Here is a 16,410-nt window from a genome sequence, read left to right as displayed (position 1 = left end):
TCGACCCGAGCCGCACCCGCTGTGTTCACAGTTGAGAGGCGGACATGGCCGCGCTCGCCTGTGACGCGATCAGGATTCCTGCCAACGCTGGCGCACCTCAAGTATCGCCGGCAGGCAGCGGAAGAAGGCTTCGACCAACTCGGGGTCGAAATGCTTGCCGCTTTGCTCGCGAATCAAATCCGTTGCCTGTTCTATCGACCATGCTTTCTTGTAAGGGCGCTCGCTGGTGAGAGCGTCGAAGACATCAGCCAGGGCCACGATCCGGGCGGAGATGGGAATAGCAACGCCTTTCAGACCTTGCGGATAGCCGCTGCCGTCCCATTTCTCGTGGTGGTTCTGTGCTACTTCCCGCGCCATGTTGAGCAGATCTGAGTCGTCTTCTCCGATGATCTCCGCCCCGATTTCCGCGTGGCGCTGCATGACAGCCCATTCATCCGGATCCAGTTTGCCGGGTTTCTGGAGAACGGCGTCCGGAATCCCTATTTTGCCGATATCGTGCATCGGGGCAGCATTGAGCAGGGTGTCAGACCAGGCTTCGCCGAGCCCGGCCTCCAGCGCGATCAACCGCGAGAAATGGCTCATGCGGATAACGTGCAGGCCCGTTTCGTTGTCCTTGTATTCCGCCGCGCGCCCCAGCCGCTGAACGACGGCCAACCGGGTCTCTATCAGCTCGTCCATACGCACCAGGGACAGATGATTTTTGACTCTGGCCTTTACAATCGCTGCATTCACCGGTTTGGTGATGTAGTCCACAGCACCCCGCTCAAAGCCCCGGGCCTCATCATCGGCATCGGATAAGGCGGTGACAAAGATGACCGGAATAGCGCGGGTGTCCTGGCCGGCTTTCAGAGCGTTGCACACCTCGTAACCGGACATGCCCGGCATCATTACATCCAGCAGAACAAGATCCGGTTTCTCGCTGCGTGCCAGTTCCAGCGCCCGCTCGCCATCTTTGGCGAACAGTAACCGGTATTGGTCGGAAAGTATGTTGCGCAGCACCTGAAGGTTGGCTGGCTCGTCGTCCACCAGCAGCAGGGTCTTGGTGTCGGTCAGCATTGCGAGGCCTCCAGGGTGTTGCGAAAGGTCATCAGAATTTTGGCCGCTTTCTCTGGTTCGAAGTCGTCGAGAGCCTCGTTCATCGCATCGGCGATCTCCGTGGGCAGTCCTGGCTTCAGCTGGTCGATAGCGGGCTCCGGAATTTCGCCCTGGCTCAGGCGTTCGATCACTTGTGCCAGCGTTTTCGGGTCTATGGCATCCGGTTCAGTCCAGCTTACGGGGGGCATTTCAGAGTCCGCTGTTTGTTCGGTCAGCCACTGGCGCGCCCGATCAAAATCGTTCTGGAGTTCCTGCCACAAGGCCTCCGGCACCGGTTTTTCTGATTTCAGCCGGGTTTCCAGGTTTGCCAGCGTTGCCGCTAAACGCCGGAAACCCAGATTGCCGGCAATGCCGCGAACCCGGTGGGCTTCGGCTGTCGGGTTATCGGGGCAGAGCCGGATTGCCTCGGGTTGATTCTCTGGCGCTTGCAGCAGACGTCCAGCCGCCCGTAGGTGTTTTTGGGTGTCCGGCCAGAGCTGCCTGAGCGTGACGGTATCTATCGTGCTGTCGTCGACATCATCGCCTGCATTGCTCGGAGCCGAAGCCTCTATGCCCAGGACTCTGGCCATCTCGGCAGTGAGTTCCGGCAGATTGAGTGGCTTGATGGCGAAACCGTCCATCCCTGCCTCCGAAGCCTGCCTCCGATCGTCTTCCAGCACGCTGGCGGTAAGGGCAACCACGGGCGTGTACCGTCGCTGGGTGGCTGCTTCATGTCGACGTATCGCCCGGGTGGCTTCGTGGCCGTTTATTCCGGGCATTTGCACATCCATCAGAATCAGATCGAAAACCTGGTTACGATAGAGGTCTATCGCTTCTTGTCCGTTCCCGGCCGTGGTGACCTCATGTTTGCGCTGAAGCAGCAGGGTTTTCAGCAGTTCGAGATTTTGTGGCACGTCATCAGCAACCAGAATGCGCAAAGGGGGAAGAGCGACTTCCTGGTCTGCCAGCGTATCCTCGTCCACGGCCAGGCCGGTAGGCAGGGGCAGTTCTACCTGGAAAACCGAGCCCTCGCCCGGGCTGCTGGTCACGCTGATGGCGCCACCCATCAGTTTTACCAGTTGTCGGGCAATGGTCGTGCCCAGGCCAGTGCCACCAAAGCGACGGGTCATGCTGGAATCGGCCTGGGTAAACGGTTCGAAAATCCTGTCGATTCGATCGGCAGAAATGCCAATGCCGGTATCCTCAACCCGGATAACGACCTTGCGCGCAGCCGGTTCCCGCACCTGCAGGGTGACGCCGCCTGTCTGGGTGAATTTTACGGCATTGCTTAACAGATTCAGCACCACTTGCTGAATGCGCAAGGGATCGCCCTGGTAGTATTCTCCGGCCTGATAATCCAGTGTCAGATACAGCCCTTTGCGCGCCGCGTTCAGGGATTGCGTGGCAATCACCTGGTCACAGAGGCGACGCAGGCTAAAATCGTGCAGTTCGAGTTCGGTATGACCACCGTCCAGTTTGGCGGTGTCCAGAATATCGTTGAGCAGGTTAAGCAGAGACCGGGCCGAGGTTTTCACCACGCCAAGGTGCCGCGCCTGGGTGTCATCCAGCGGCGTGTCCAGTACCAGGTCGGTGAAACCGATAATGGCGTTCATCGGGGTGCGTATTTCGTGGCTCATGTTGGCCAGAAACGCACTTTTGGCGGCGGCAGCCTGTTCTGCGTCCTCTTTTGCCTGGCGCAGATCGGTTTCCATGCGATGGCGCTCGGAAATATCAGTGATGAAGCCTACAAAGGTGCTGATGCCGCCCAGCCGGGATTCACCAATGCCCAGGCGCACCGGTATCTGGTGGCCATCCTTATGCAGCGCCCAGACTTCGCGGCCTGAACCGATGATTTTACGTTCCCCGGTGCGCAGGTAGTTTTTCAGATAGCCGTCGTGGGCGTCCCGATGGGGGTTGGGCATCAGCATGTTGATATTCTTGCCCACGATTTCATCGGCGTTGTAACCGAAGATGCGTTCTGCCGACTCGTTAAAGGACAGTACGATCCCCCGATCCGAGATCTTGATAATACCGTCCACGGCGGCATCAACGATGGTGCGCAGTTCGCTGGCGGTTTCCTGGCTGCGCCTCATCAGGGCGCGATAGCGGGCCACCGCGTTCACCCCGGATGCGAGCAGGCTGAGGGCTACCGTTACGAATGCAATGGTCAGTGCCAGAACGGTGTGGCTGTTGCTCCCGGGCAGAAAATCCGGGGCGGGCTGGCCGATAAACCGGGCGGCTTCCATCGCAGTGTAATGCATGCCGGCGATGGCCAGCCCCATCACGGTACCGGCGAGTAAACGGCGCTTGTACCCACGCAGGCGAGTTCTATGGCGCAGCCCGAAGCTGATCCACAGCGCCAGGGTGCCCAGCATCACCGCCACCACAATCGACAGTGCGAATAACGTTGGGTCGTAGCGAAGTGCTGGCCCGCTCTCCATAGCGGCCATGCCCAGATAGTGCATGGCACCGATGCCGGCGCCGACCACCACGCCACCGCCGATCAGTCGCGGCCCGGTCAGGTCGTGCCGGGCCAGGAGGCTGAGCGCTACCCAGGAGGCAAACAGGCTCGGAGCGGCGGAAAGCGCGGTAATCCAGGGGTGATAGTGCACATGGGTGGGCATTTCAAAGGCCAGCATGCCGATAAAATGCATGGACCAGATGCCAAAGCCCAGAGAGGCAGAACCGCTGAACAGGTGCAGGCGCTGCATGTTAAGGGTGTTGCTGCGGCGCGCAGCGGCAGCCAGGGTCAGCCCCATGTAGGAGGCACCTATAGCAATCAGCAAAGACAACACCACCAGGCCATAGTCGTATTGGCCTGACATCAGCTTGTCGGTCTCTGGATTCAGAACAAAGAAGTGATCAAGCGCCAGCAAGCGAGATTCCTGTAAAAGCTGAAGAGATTTGAGGTATGTACGGTATCAGTACGGGATTGGCTTAAGTATCGTCTTTTTGTGTAACTTGTATACGCCAGGTTACGGATGATACTGACAGTATTCACCGTGGTAATGCGGAACATTCACGGGACTGCAGTTGAACTCTCGCCATTCGATGCAATAGTTAAAGGAGATTTCCGAAGAGGAGGCATCGCATGTCGAGTTCATCCCTGAGTAAAGACAGCCTGAATACCCTCTCCACCCTGAGCGCGGGTGGCCAGACCTACCACTACTACAGTTTGCCGAAGGCAGCGGAGACCCTGGGCGACCTCAATCGCCTGCCGTTCTCGTTGAAAGTGTTGTTGGAGAACCTGCTGCGCAACGAAGATGACACCACGGTCGACCGCTCCCACATTGATGCCATGGTGCAATGGCTGAAAGACCGGGGCTCGGATACCGAAATCCAGTTCCGCCCGGCCCGGGTGCTGATGCAGGATTTCACCGGGGTGCCCGGGGTTGTGGATCTGGCGGCCATGCGTGAAGCCGTGAAAAATGCCGGTAAAGACCCGGCACTGATCAACCCGTTATCCCCGGTAGACTTGGTGATCGACCACTCGGTGATGGTCGACAAGTTCGGCAATCCTTCGGCCTTTAAGGACAACGTGGCCATCGAGATGGAGCGCAACCAGGAGCGTTACGAGTTTTTGCGTTGGGGCCAGCAGGCCTTTGACAACTTTCGGGTGGTGCCACCGGGCACCGGCATCTGCCACCAGGTCAACCTGGAATATCTGGGCAAAACGGTGTGGCAGAAGGAGGTGGACGGTAAAACCATCGCCTACCCGGACACGCTGGTGGGCACCGATTCCCACACCACCATGATCAACGGTCTGGGCATACTCGGCTGGGGCGTGGGCGGTATCGAAGCGGAAGCCGCCATGCTTGGCCAGCCGGTCTCCATGCTGATTCCGGAGGTGATCGGTTTCAAGATCACCGGCAAGCTGAGGGAGGGCATCACGGCGACCGACCTGGTGCTGACCGTCACGGAAATGCTGCGCAAGAAAGGCGTGGTGGGCAAGTTTGTGGAGTTCTATGGGGACGGCCTGAAAGACATGCCAGTGGCCGACCGTGCCACCATTGCCAATATGGCGCCGGAATACGGTGCTACCTGTGGTTTCTTCCCGGTGGATGAACAAACCATCAACTACATGCGCCTGACCGGGCGGGATGAAGCACTGCTGGAACTGGTTGAAAACTACGCCAAAGCCCAGGGATTGTGGCGGGAACCCGGTCATGAGCCGGTATACACCGACACCCTGGAGCTGGACATGGGTGAAGTGGAAGCCAGCCTTGCCGGCCCGAAGCGGCCCCAGGACCGGGTCGCCCTCACCAACATGAAAGCGTCGTTTGAGTTGCTGATGGAAACGTCGGAAGGCCCGGCAGAAAGCCGTGAGGCCAAGCTGGAATCGGAAGGGGGTGGTACAGCGGTCGGTGCTCAGAGCGCCTATTTCGAACACCCCGCCAGTCAGCCACTTCACATGAATGGTGAATCTACCCGGCTGGACCCAGGCGCGGTGGTGATTGCGGCGATTACCTCCTGTACCAATACATCCAACCCCAGCGTGATGATGGCGGCTGGCCTGATTGCCAAAAAGGCCGTGGCCAAGGGTCTGAAAACCAAACCCTGGGTCAAAACCTCACTGGCGCCGGGCTCCAAGGTGGTGACCGACTACCTCAAAGTGGCCGGCCTTCAGGATGACATGAACCAACTGGGTTTCAACCTGGTGGGTTATGGCTGCACCACCTGTATCGGTAACTCCGGCCCGCTGCCGGATGAAGTCGAGAAAGCCATTACTGATGGGGATCTCACCGTGGCCTCGGTGTTGTCCGGTAACCGCAATTTCGAGGGCCGGGTGCATCCGCTGGTGAAAACCAACTGGCTGGCCTCGCCCCCACTGGTCGTTGCCTATGCTTTGGCTGGCAACGTACGGGTGGACCTTACCAAGGATCCTCTGGGCGCAGACCAGGATGGCAACCCGGTGTACCTGAAAGACCTGTGGCCAAGCCAGGCCGAGATCGCGGAAGCGGTCGAGAAGGTCAAGACCGACATGTTCCGCAAGGAATACGGCGAGGTCTTCGAGGGCGACGACATCTGGAAATCCATCAAGGTGCCGGAAAGCAAGGTGTATGAGTGGAGTGACAAATCCACCTACATCCAGCATCCGCCCTTCTTCGAAGGCATGGGTGAGCAGCCCGAGGCCATCGATGACATAACGGATGCCAACATCCTGGCCCTGTTGGGAGACTCGGTGACCACCGACCATATTTCGCCGGCCGGCTCCTTCAAGCCGGATACACCGGCGGGCAAATACCTGCAGGAACATGGTGTAAAACCAAAAGACTTCAACTCCTACGGCTCCCGCCGGGGCAACCACGAGGTGATGATGCGCGGCACCTTTGCCAACGTGCGCATACGCAATGAAATGCTCGACGGCGTGGAAGGCGGCTTCACCAAATTTGTGCCCACCGGGGAACAAATGGCCATCTACGATGCCGCCATGAAGTACCAGGAGCAAGGCACGCCACTGGTGGTGATTGCCGGCAAGGAATACGGCACCGGCTCCAGCCGCGACTGGGCCGCCAAGGGTACTCGCCTGCTGGGCGTGAAAGCCGTGGTGGCGGAATCCTATGAGCGTATTCACCGTTCCAACCTGATCGGCATGGGGGTGATGCCGCTGCAATTCCCGGAGGGGACTGATCGCAAGAGCCTGAAACTCACCGGGGAGGAAACGATCAGCATTCAGGGACTGTCTGGCGAGATCAAGCCGGGCCAGACCCTGACCATGACGGTGAAATACAAGGATGGCTCTACCGAAACCTGCGAGCTGAAGTCACGGATTGATACTGCCAACGAGGCAGTGTATTTCCAGCATGGTGGTATCCTGCATTACGTGGTGCGGGAGATGCTGAAAAACGCCTAGGCGGCCGGGACTTCCAGCCAGAAGGTGGCTCCCTGGCCAGCTTCTGACGTGAAGTCGACGTCGCCCTCCATCCTGGCCATCAGCTCTTTGGTGATGGCCAGGCCAAGGCCAGTGCCACCCTTGCTGCGTCGATCCGAACTGTCGGCCTGGGAGAACTTCTGGAACATGCGCTCTCTGAATTCCGGAGCGATACCAGGTCCCTCGTCCTGCACGTAGATTCGAAGCCCTTGGCCATGCGGTTTTGTCCAGATACGAATCTGGCCGTTGACCGGTGAGAACTTGATCGCGTTTGACAGGATGTTGTTGAGTGCCTGTGCCAACCTTTGTTTGTCCGCCTTAACCGTGGATGCTGAAAGTTCTTGAGCGTTGAGAGTGATGTTTTTTTCGGTGGCATAGTTCTGGATGTTTTCCAGACTTTCGGTGATCGCCTCAGACACAGGAAATTCGACCACATTGAAATCCATCTTGCCCGCAATCAGTTTCTCGATGTCCAGCAGGTCATTGATCAGAAAACCCAGCTGATCGCTGTTTCTTTGGGCGATCTTCAGCAATTGTTGTGCTTTTCCTGAAAGCTCTCCGCCAGCATTGGTCGTTAACAGCGACAGCGCCCCGGAAATGGAGGTGAGGGGGGTTCTGAGTTCATGACTGACGGTCGAGATAAACTCGTTCTTTAATCGTTCCGCCTCTTTTCGTTGGGAAATGTCCTCGACGATGATCCAGATAACGGACTCTTTTCCCTGGAGGTCCAGGCGCAAACCGTGGAGCATGAGCGGCTGGAGAGTCCCATCTGCCATTGGGAAGAAGCCTTCAACTCCGGTGAAGCGAACCTGGCTTGCCAGGCGGTTGGATATTGAAGGTTCGCTGCGTTGTTGATCGCCGGAAAGGCTGCGCACATCGTCGAAATACCCGATGTTCTTGGCTTTCGAGTCCAGTATTCGGGTGAAGCCCGGGTTGGCCTGTAGCAACTCCCCTGAGATCGCGTCATAGAGGGCGATGCCGAACGGGGCGAGTTCAAACAGGCCCCAGAATCGGAGTTGCATCTGGCGATCACGGAGGATGAGTGTCGTTATCCAGAGTGTGCCGGCAATGATGATCAGAGTGACCAGCCCGAGCAGACTACGCAGCAGCCACGGAGAGTCCGGATGATCCGGCCATCCATCCGCTGGCTGAGCGTAGAGCTTCCAGGAAAATCCCGGCATGGCCATGGTTGTTGACACGGGCGCTTGCCAGGCTGCATCGGGCTCACCGAAAAACAAGCCTTCATCTATGTTGCCGGAGCCTGTCGTTGAGAGCGCAAAGACCACCTCGGGAGGGAGGCTGTCCAGCCCAATCGCGGTGTAAAGTCGATTCAGATCCAGAATGGCGGAGATAACCCCCCAAACCCGTCCCGTGTCGTTCTCGAAAATGGGAATACGCGCGGCCAGGCCCTGGCCTCCCTGTACCAGATTAATAGGGCCGCTGAAGACTGCTCGCCGGCTTTCCAGTAGCAGGGCCATTTGATCTCTTGACAAACTCTGAGCCTGAAGGTCGAGCCCGAGGGCAGCCTCATTTCCATCCAGAGGGTAGATGTGTTTTATGACAAATCCGGGGGCCAAACCGATATTCAGCAGTTCTGGTGCCAGTTTGAAGATGACGGAAGCCAGCCGCTGAAATCGCTCTTCGCCGATGTCGGGTTGGACCGCAACGTTTGCGGCGAGACCCCATACTGTCTGTGTGTTTTGCAGAATGGTGGCGCGCAGACGCAGCCCCAGATCATCTACCTTCTCTTGCCAGTTCGCCCGCACATCAGCCCGGTGTCGTTCCGTTGCGGTTGAGTCGATCGCCAGCGCGAGCCCGACCGTCAGCAGGCAAACCGTCAATCGAGCAAGCCAGACCAGGCCGAAAAAAGCTTGTTCTTGTTTTTGTGTGCTCATGTCAACGCAAGCTCATGTTAAGGGTAACTCCAGCCAAAAGGTGGAACCCTGCCGCTCGGCCGAGTTGAACCCGACACTGCCACCCATCTTCGTCATGATTTCTCTGGTGATTGCCAGTCCAAGGCCGGTCCCGCCTTGTCCGCGGGTAACAGAGCCATCTGCCTGCGCGAACTTCTGAAAGATCCTGGATCGGAAGCTCTCAGGTACGCCGATCCCCTGGTCTTTCACCAAGATGCGCACCGTCGATTCTGACGATTCAATATCGACGAGGACTTCGCTGCGCTCATGTGAGAACTTGACGGCGTTTGACAACAGGTTGGTGATAGCCTGTTTCAGCCGAATGCTGTCAAACAGCGCCGTGAGCCCCGGCGAGCCGTCCCGCAGTGTGATGCGCACCTGACGCTGTTTGGCAAAGGGCTGGATTTCTTCAATGGCGGCGGTCACGCACGTTCCAATGCCTTGCTCCTCAGGCGCCATGGGCATATTGCCCGCAATCAGTTTTTCGATGTCCAGGAGGTCGTCTATCAGCAGTTTCAGATGGTCGGCGTTGCGCTTTGCGATGGAGAGCATGTGCCGGCTTTTTTCGTCGATGTTCCCCGTAATACCACCCAAAATCAGCCCCAGGGACCCGGAAATCGAAGTGAGGGGAGTGCGCAGTTCGTGGCTGACGGTGGAGATGAACTGGTTCTTCATCTGTTCGGCTTCGTATCGCTCGTTGATGTCTACGATATAGCCGTGCCAGAGAATGCTGCCATCCGGCAGTTTTTCGGGGTTGGCCTGCCCCTCGACCCAGTGCCAGTTCTGGCCTTGCCACTGAATTCGATAACGCTGGTGCCAACGGCTCAAGTTGTCTGCGGACTCTTGAATGCTCTCAGCAACCTGTGGAAGGTCTTCAGGGTGGATGACGCCGAAGACTGGGCCGGCATCGTTTGCCGCAGCTTCGGCGCTGATGTTGTAGATCTGCTGGATACCTTGGCTGGTGTAGGGAAAAGTGCTGTGACCGTCTGGCCAGAGGCGGTACTGGTAGAGCATTCCCGGGGCGTTGCTGACGAGTTTTTCCAGGGTCTCGGCCTGCCGGGACTGGTGAATGGCGTCGGCGACCCAGCGGGCCAGCAGGTTTACAAACATCTTTTCCGTTTCGGTAAACGGTGGTTTGCGCGGTATGGAGGATGAAAAGTTCAGGGTTCCGAACAGTGTGTCATCTATCCAGATTGGCGCGGCCAGGTAGCTTTCCAGACCAAACTCGGCGTAGCAGGGGTGGTCCTGAAATCGCGAGCGCCCCATGTGGTTGATGGCGAGCACGTCACCCCGCTCGAGAAGAATGGAGCAGTAGGTTTGCTCAACGGGCAAGGTGAGTCCGTTCTCAAGCGCCTTGTTTCGGCGCGCATGGTGCCAGAGTACGGTGTAGGCGCCACCATTGATTTCGCTGACAATGGCCGTTTCTGTCCCCAGGAAATGGTTGGCCTTGTTGAGCGCTAGCGGAATGGCGGTATCAAGGTTGCCTTTCACTTCCAGAACGATTTCGTTCAGTGCATTCAGTGCCCGGGTGCGCTCACTGTAGTAGTTGCCCAGCTCCTGAAACTGGAGTTCGCGTTCGATGATATCGGCCAGGTCTCTGAGTGTTTTCTCGTCCCGGTTCGAAAAGCCTCGAGGTTTTTTGTCGATAATGCATAGGGTGCCAATGCGAAAGCCCGAGCGGTCTTCCAGCGGCGCGCCCGCATAGAAACGGATATGGGGTTCTCCTGTGACCAGGGGGTTGTCGGAGAACCGCTCATCGGCCAGTGCGTCGGAAACCACGAAAGCCTCGGATTTCAGGATGGCATGGCCGCAGAACGAAATGTCACGACCGGTTTCCCGGACTCCCAGGCCATAGCAGGACTTGAACCACTGGCGTTCCCGGTCGACCAGTGACACCAACGCAATCGGCACATCGAACGCCTCGGCGGCAAGCCTTGTTACCCGATCGAAGCGCTCCTCCGGGGGAGTGTCGAGCAGCTTTGTCGCCTCCAGGGCGGAGAGCCGTTGTGGTTCTTCGGGTGGGTACTCAGGTGACTTCATGATCAGGCTCCCTTGAGGTCTCCTGGCGGGGGATGTCGAGCCAGAAATGGGCCCCTTGCTGGTAATAGTAGCCCACCTGGCCGTGCATCAGATGGGCCAGCTCACGGCAAATGGCCAGCCCCAGGCCAGTGCCGGACTGTGCCTGTTTTGAGGATGGGTTGGCTTGTGCAAACCGCTCGAACAGATGTGGGATAAACTGCTCATCCACCCCCGGGCCGTGGTCCGAAACGATGAATCGGATGGTGTTCTGATTAACCGCTCGGGCGGACAGCTGAACGGCGGCACCAGTAGGTGAGAACTTGATGGCGTTGCTGATAAAGTTGTCCAGTATCTGTCGCAGTCGCTGGGGGTCGGCTCGGACCACCAACGGTTCAGGGGCCGGGACTGCGCTCAAAGAGACACCATAATGGGTGGCCATTGAGCGATTGCCTTCAATGGCCTGCTCCAGGGCTTCACTGACCTGGATTGTGCCAATCTGCAACATCATTTTTCCGGCGATGGCTTTATTGAAATCCAGCAGATCTGAAATCAGCAGCTGCAGTTGTTCGCCGTTGCGCAGCGCTACTTGCACCATTTTCCGGGCCTTTTCCGGAAGCTCGCCGGCCGCCTCCCGGTCCAGCAGTTTCAAAGAGCCGTTGATTGAGGTCAGAGGCGTTCTCAATTCATGACTCACGGTGGCCACAAACTGGTCTTTCATCTGGTCCAGAGCTTCCCGTTCCTCCATCAGCCGGTTGAAGGCCAGCGCGAGATTGCGGGTTTCCGGTGGCCCCTTGGGCTTCAAGTGGCGGGTATCCGATGCGCCATCCACCATGGCCCTTATCCGCGTGGACATGTGTTCCAGGGGCCGGGTGGCAGTGCGCCCGAGTAGCCAGGCTGCGGTGGCCAGAATCAGTGCAGCCAGTACGCTGAGCAGCAGAAAGTTTTCAAATGAGGCCCTGGCCGGGCCGGTCACGCCTTCATAGGGCTCTGCGCGCAGAAACAACCAGCCGACACGCTCCAGATGACGGGTCGCATAAATCCAGCGTTTACCGGATTTGTCGGTCACGACACCCGATGTGACGCCAGACAGCGCTGCGTCGATAATCAGGTTCTCGCCGGGTGGGGGTAGCTCAGGCATCGGAGCGCCGGGGGTCAGCGAATCCACCTGAGTGAAATGCCCGGTATCGAGCACCTTGAAGATGGCGTTGCTTTTTTCACTCAAGGAGTCGGGAATGATGCCGGATTCAGCCAGGTTGATGCTGCCGCCCGCCAAGCCCAGCAGATCGCCGTCGTCACTGACAATGGGAGCCAGAAAAGACAACAGCGGCAATCCGGTGGTACGGCCGATAATGGGGCGGCTGATCACCGCTTGTCGGCTGGTCAGGGCTTCCCGGAAATGCGGGCGGTCTGAGTAGTTGGTGCCGATTCGTCTGGGCACAAAACGGTTCTCTGCAATGGCGACACCCTTGTCATCAAAAATGAGCAGACCGCCTTCGAAATAGCGTTCAAGACTGGGTTGGCGCCCGAGAAGCTCTTTCAACTCAGGCAGAGGGCGCAGGTTGTCGCCGTCTGTGAGAAAAGCCGAGAAGGCCTTCAGGGCCTCCAGGCGAATCTGAAGTTGTTGGTCCACGATGCGCGCAGCCGAGTCGGTTTCCAGCAGCTGCCTTTGGGTCAGAACGTTCTCGAAATCCCTTACCAGCCCGTTGTAGGCAAAAAACAACACGGCTGCCATGGTCGCAATACTGCTGGAGATCGTAATCAGGGTAACGCGTATACCTAACGATGGGGATCTCAACGGTAATCCTTAGTGGCGTGGTCGAGAGCGGAAAAACGTGGTTACATAGAGCTTAGAGTATTTCCAGAGTCGGAAAAACCAGGATTCGGGGAGTTTTTTTGGATAACCAGCAGCAAGATTACATCAGTGATCGCCTGAACGTTTTGAAACTGCGTTTTATCGAGCGATTGAGGGGCGAGTTGGCGTACCTTTCAGGCTTTGCTGACCAGGTTAGGAAAGGTCATGTTGATGAACTGGCACTTAATGACTGTCGTCAGAGACTTCATAAGTTGGCGGGATCTGCAGGCACGTTTGGTTTCCCCTCCCTTGGAGAATTTGCACGAGATCTCGAAAAACGTCTCAAGCGGGAGCAGAAAGCGTTGGCGAAGGGATCCGACGCCCAGTTCGATTTTCTTCCCGTTGATGAAAACGTCGCCGACCAGCTCGAACTCCTGATTGGCATCGCCGACCTGGATAACCCGTTGTCCACGGAGCGGGAGCGGTCGGCGCAAGCCGATGAAGAGCTGGTCTCCCATGGCATGCAGGTTCGGCTGATCGTGGTTCTTGACGCCACGGATCAACTGGAGTCCTTGCCGGATGAATTGCAGAAATACGGGTTTTCTGTCGAGACGATAGAGAGCCGGGAAGGCGTGGTGAAGGCCTCAGGTACTGATCCTGGTAATGCCGCAGCCGTGCTCTGCAGCGATGCCAGTATTGAAAGTGTGGCTCGTTGGTTGGAGGCCCATCCCCGCGGCGCCTATCAGCCACCGGTGCCGGTTGTTTGCATCGGACAGGCCGAAAACTTCGATCGTCGCTATCATGTTGCCCAGCACGGGGCACGTGCGTTCATGTCGGCGCCGGTGGATTTGCCCGAGCTGGTGGAGCGGCTGGAAACCCTGGTTCAGGAACTGGCCGCCGGCACCAAGGGCCGCGTGATGATCGTCGACGACGACCGGGAACTGGCCGAGCACTATTGCCTGGTGCTCAATTCTGCCGGTATTGAGGCCCATGCCGTATCGGACCCTTTGACGCTGCTGTCAGAACTTTATGCGTTCGAGCCTGAGCTGTTGCTGATGGATATTGAGCTAGGCGCGCATTCTGGCGTAGTTCTGGCTCGGATGATCCGCTTCCATGCTCGCTGGTTGAGCCTGCCGATTGTTTATTTGTCTTCCGAAGATGATCCGGAGCGCCAGCTTCGGGCGCTGTCCGGCGGTGCCGATGAGTTCCTGGTCAAACCGATTTCCGATGATTACCTCATCCGGGCCGTCCAGATGCGCTGTCATCGGGCTCGGCAGCTGTCTGAGCTGATGAACCGCGATAGTCTGACGCGACTGCTGAAGCACTCGGTAATCAAACAGGAAGTGGAAAGGGAGCGTCAGCGTTGCACCCGGGGCGATTACAGCTCTGTTGCGGTACTGCTGGACATTGATCATTTCAAGCAGGTGAATGACACCTGGGGGCATGCACAGGGTGATGTCGTCATCCGGACTCTGGCCAATCTTTTGCGCAACCGGCTGAGGGAATCCGATGCCATCGGTCGCTACGGTGGTGAAGAATTTCTTGTGGTACTGCCGCATTGTGAGCCGTCAGCAGCCCTGCGACTGATGTCCGGTATTCTTGAGAGCTTTTCTGAACTGGAGTTTTCCAGTGAAGACGACGTGTTCCACGTGACGTTCAGCGCGGGGGTCGCAAAAATCAATGATTTTTCTGCCGGTGATCAAATCATCGAGGCGGCTGACAAGGCACTCTATGAGCGGAAACGAAACGGCCGCAATGGCGTTACGTTGTATACCGATAACGCGTAGGTCAATCATGTTGCGGAGAATGCCTTGAAAGCATTGGTGCTTGAAGACGATGATCTCTTCTCGGAACTGCTGGAGACCGTAGTGGCGGGACTCCGTCCAGGCATGCGGGTGACGGTGGCGAGCCGGCTGTCCGAGGCCTTCCGGTTTGTTGACGATGACGATTTCGATCTGATTATTGCGGACTGGAACCTGCCGGATGGTTCGGGGCTGGAACTGGTTCGCAGGGTTCGTTCAGCTAAAGCGACCATGCCCGTTGTGATCGTCTCGGCCCGGGCCGATCGGGACTCCGTATTGAAGGCCGCCCATTACGGCATCAATGGCTATATCACCAAGCCTCTGGACGTTCGTGTCCTGCATCGAAGACTCACGGAGCTTCTTTCTGACACACCCGCCCGGTTGCCCGCGGTCTCGAGTTATCTGGCTGATGCTCTGGAGAACATCACGCAGTTGCCGTCCGATCTGGATGCTGCTGAGATTCTGGATTTATACCGGCGTCAGGAAGAGCTTTCTGCTTCGCAACTTGCAGAACGGTGGCGGGATCACCCAGCGCTGACGCTGCGCCTGCTGGATGTGGCCAACAGCACCTCCTTTCGCCGTACGGGTGAACCTCTGGATACAGTCCGGGACGCGATCAGTTCGATCGGGGTTGCGATGGCGTTAAACCAGGCGCTGGCATTGTCTCTGGATGTCTCGCGGAATATCCAGCATCCGCCGTTGCGCGCCCGGGCTGACGTCTATTATGGCCAGGCGCTCAGTGTCGCAAAATCCGCCCAGGCTCTGGCGCTGAGACTCAAAAAGCAGCCGATGCTGTTCCAGCAGGCTGGCTTGCTCAGTCGCCTTGGTGAGATGGCCCTGGTCAAAGTGCTGGATGAATACGTGGCGCTGGGTGGCGAGGTCGAGGAGGCCGCGTTTGAAGCCCTGTTTCGGGAATGGTCCGCACCGTTTGGAAACCGACTGAAAATTCACTGGCATCTGCCACTTGGTTTGAGGGAATTGATTGGGGCAGTGCATTCGCTTGGTTCTGACTGTACCCGTGAAGACCGGCTGCTGATGCGGGCGGCCTCTCTGGAAGCGGCGGGGGCGAAAGCCGGCGAAGAATGCCAGCGTTTACTGCGACGGCTGGGCCTGGATGAGACACAATCAGAGGAGTTAAAGCCCTCGTGAGCCAACAAGTTGATCGCGTGCTTTACGTTGAAGATGATGAGGACATTCGCAGTGTGGCTGAGCTGGCACTGGTGGATGTGGGCGGCTTCGACGTCTGCCTGTGTGCCTCTGGTCAGGAAGCCTTATCGCGCATTGAGGAATTTGGACCGGATCTGGTTTTACTGGATGTGATGATGCCGGGTATGGATGGGCCTCAGACTCTGAAAGCCTTGCAGCAGCGCCCGGAGGGGCTGAATATTCCGGTTATCTTTATGACCGCTCGTTTACAGCCCTCGGAAATTGAGGAATACCGGTTGCTGGGCGCCATTGGTGTCATTCCGAAACCCTTTGATCCCATGACTCTGGCCGATGATATCCGGCGTCTGGTGGCCGACAACCCGGAGCGTTGAACCGGATGCGTCGTCGTCGGTTTTAGGGTAGGCTGGCGCCCCGCAAATGAACTGATCACCGAGGTTGTCATGTCATCCCCCCAGTCGCCGGAAGAAATCAAGGCCAAACTCAACCTGGAGACCTCCCGCATTCACTGGCATGAGCTGCAAACCTATTATGCCCGGGGCCAGGTGGTGCGAGTGGCGCCAGAGCTGGATCTGCTCAATGTGGCAGCCCAGTTGGCGGCGGACAACAAGGCCCAGTTCGAGCACTGGATGTCCGGCGGGCAGGTGGGCGAGGTGGCACCTGACCTCGCGCGCGCCTGGTACGATCGCAACGCCGAACTCTGGGCGGTCGTCATTGCCCCCTGGGTGCTGGTACAGGACCGCTCCGGCGAGCGCCTGCACTGAACGCCCCTGA

Annotated in this window: 10 protein-coding genes; 5 read left to right on the top strand and 5 right to left on the bottom strand. The window is 57.9% G+C overall.

Going from position 1 to position 16,410, the window contains the following annotated elements:
* Positions 1–69 precede the first annotated feature (69 nt).
* Positions 70–1,056 (bottom strand): two-component system response regulator, encoded by a 987-nt coding sequence (locus QPL98_RS11445; RefSeq protein WP_303293289.1) that lies wholly within the window; start codon positions 1,054–1,056, stop codon positions 70–72.
* Positions 1,050–3,950 (bottom strand): MHYT domain-containing protein, encoded by a 2,901-nt coding sequence (locus QPL98_RS11440; protein WP_303293288.1) that lies wholly within the window; start codon positions 3,948–3,950, stop codon positions 1,050–1,052. Before QPL98_RS11440 ends, QPL98_RS11445 begins: the two co-directional genes overlap by 7 nt.
* A 215-nt stretch (positions 3,951–4,165) precedes the next feature.
* Between QPL98_RS11440 and acnA the strand changes: the two genes are divergently transcribed.
* Positions 4,166–6,928 (top strand): aconitate hydratase AcnA, encoded by a 2,763-nt coding sequence (acnA, locus tag QPL98_RS11435; RefSeq protein ID WP_303293287.1) that lies wholly within the window; start codon positions 4,166–4,168, stop codon positions 6,926–6,928.
* Here acnA and QPL98_RS11430 read toward each other — a convergent pair.
* The 3 genes from QPL98_RS11430 to QPL98_RS11420 are packed head-to-tail and all read right to left on the bottom strand — an operon-like array spanning position 6,925 to position 12,673.
* Positions 6,925–8,841, bottom strand: coding sequence for an ATP-binding protein (locus QPL98_RS11430; protein ID WP_199452839.1), 1,917 nt, complete (start codon positions 8,839–8,841; stop codon positions 6,925–6,927). The genes acnA and QPL98_RS11430 overlap by 4 nt on opposite strands.
* A 12-nt stretch (positions 8,842–8,853) precedes the next feature.
* On the bottom strand, positions 8,854–10,899 hold the full coding sequence (locus QPL98_RS11425; RefSeq protein ID WP_199452841.1) for a GAF domain-containing protein: 2,046 nt from the start codon (positions 10,897–10,899) through the stop codon (positions 8,854–8,856).
* A complete protein-coding gene (locus QPL98_RS11420) occupies positions 10,886–12,673 on the bottom strand; it encodes an ATP-binding protein (RefSeq protein WP_153740285.1) in 1,788 nt (595 codons plus the stop codon). The genes QPL98_RS11425 and QPL98_RS11420 overlap by 14 nt, the downstream gene beginning before the upstream one ends.
* Positions 12,674–12,771: 98 nt before the next feature.
* Here QPL98_RS11420 and QPL98_RS11415 point away from each other — a divergent pair, with 98 nt between their 5' ends.
* The 4 genes from QPL98_RS11415 (at position 12,772) to QPL98_RS11400 (ending at position 16,400) form a co-directional block, all read left to right on the top strand.
* Complete coding sequence (locus QPL98_RS11415; RefSeq protein WP_153740284.1) at positions 12,772–14,457, top strand: diguanylate cyclase; 1,686 nt, start codon at positions 12,772–12,774, stop codon at positions 14,455–14,457.
* Between the two features lie 24 nt (positions 14,458–14,481).
* Entirely contained in the window at positions 14,482–15,621 is a 1,140-nt protein-coding gene (locus tag QPL98_RS11410; protein WP_303293286.1) for a response regulator, read from the top strand.
* Positions 15,618–16,010 carry a response regulator gene (locus QPL98_RS11405; RefSeq protein WP_023009447.1) on the top strand — a complete coding sequence of 131 codons (393 nt, stop codon included), beginning with the start codon at positions 15,618–15,620 and terminating at the stop codon, positions 16,008–16,010. Before QPL98_RS11410 ends, QPL98_RS11405 begins: the two co-directional genes overlap by 4 nt.
* 69 nt (positions 16,011–16,079) lie before the next feature.
* Positions 16,080–16,400: a DUF2288 domain-containing protein gene (locus QPL98_RS11400; RefSeq protein ID WP_011787074.1), complete on the top strand. Its 321-nt coding sequence runs from the start codon at positions 16,080–16,082 to the stop codon at positions 16,398–16,400.
* The last annotated feature ends 10 nt before the right edge of the window (positions 16,401–16,410 follow it).

This window comes from Marinobacter sp. ST-43, from assembly GCF_030541085.1.
Taxonomy (GTDB): Bacteria; Pseudomonadota; Gammaproteobacteria; order Pseudomonadales; family Oleiphilaceae; genus Marinobacter; species Marinobacter nauticus.
Note: the sequence above shows the minus strand (reverse complement) of the source record. Positions and strands in the feature narration are given on the sequence as shown.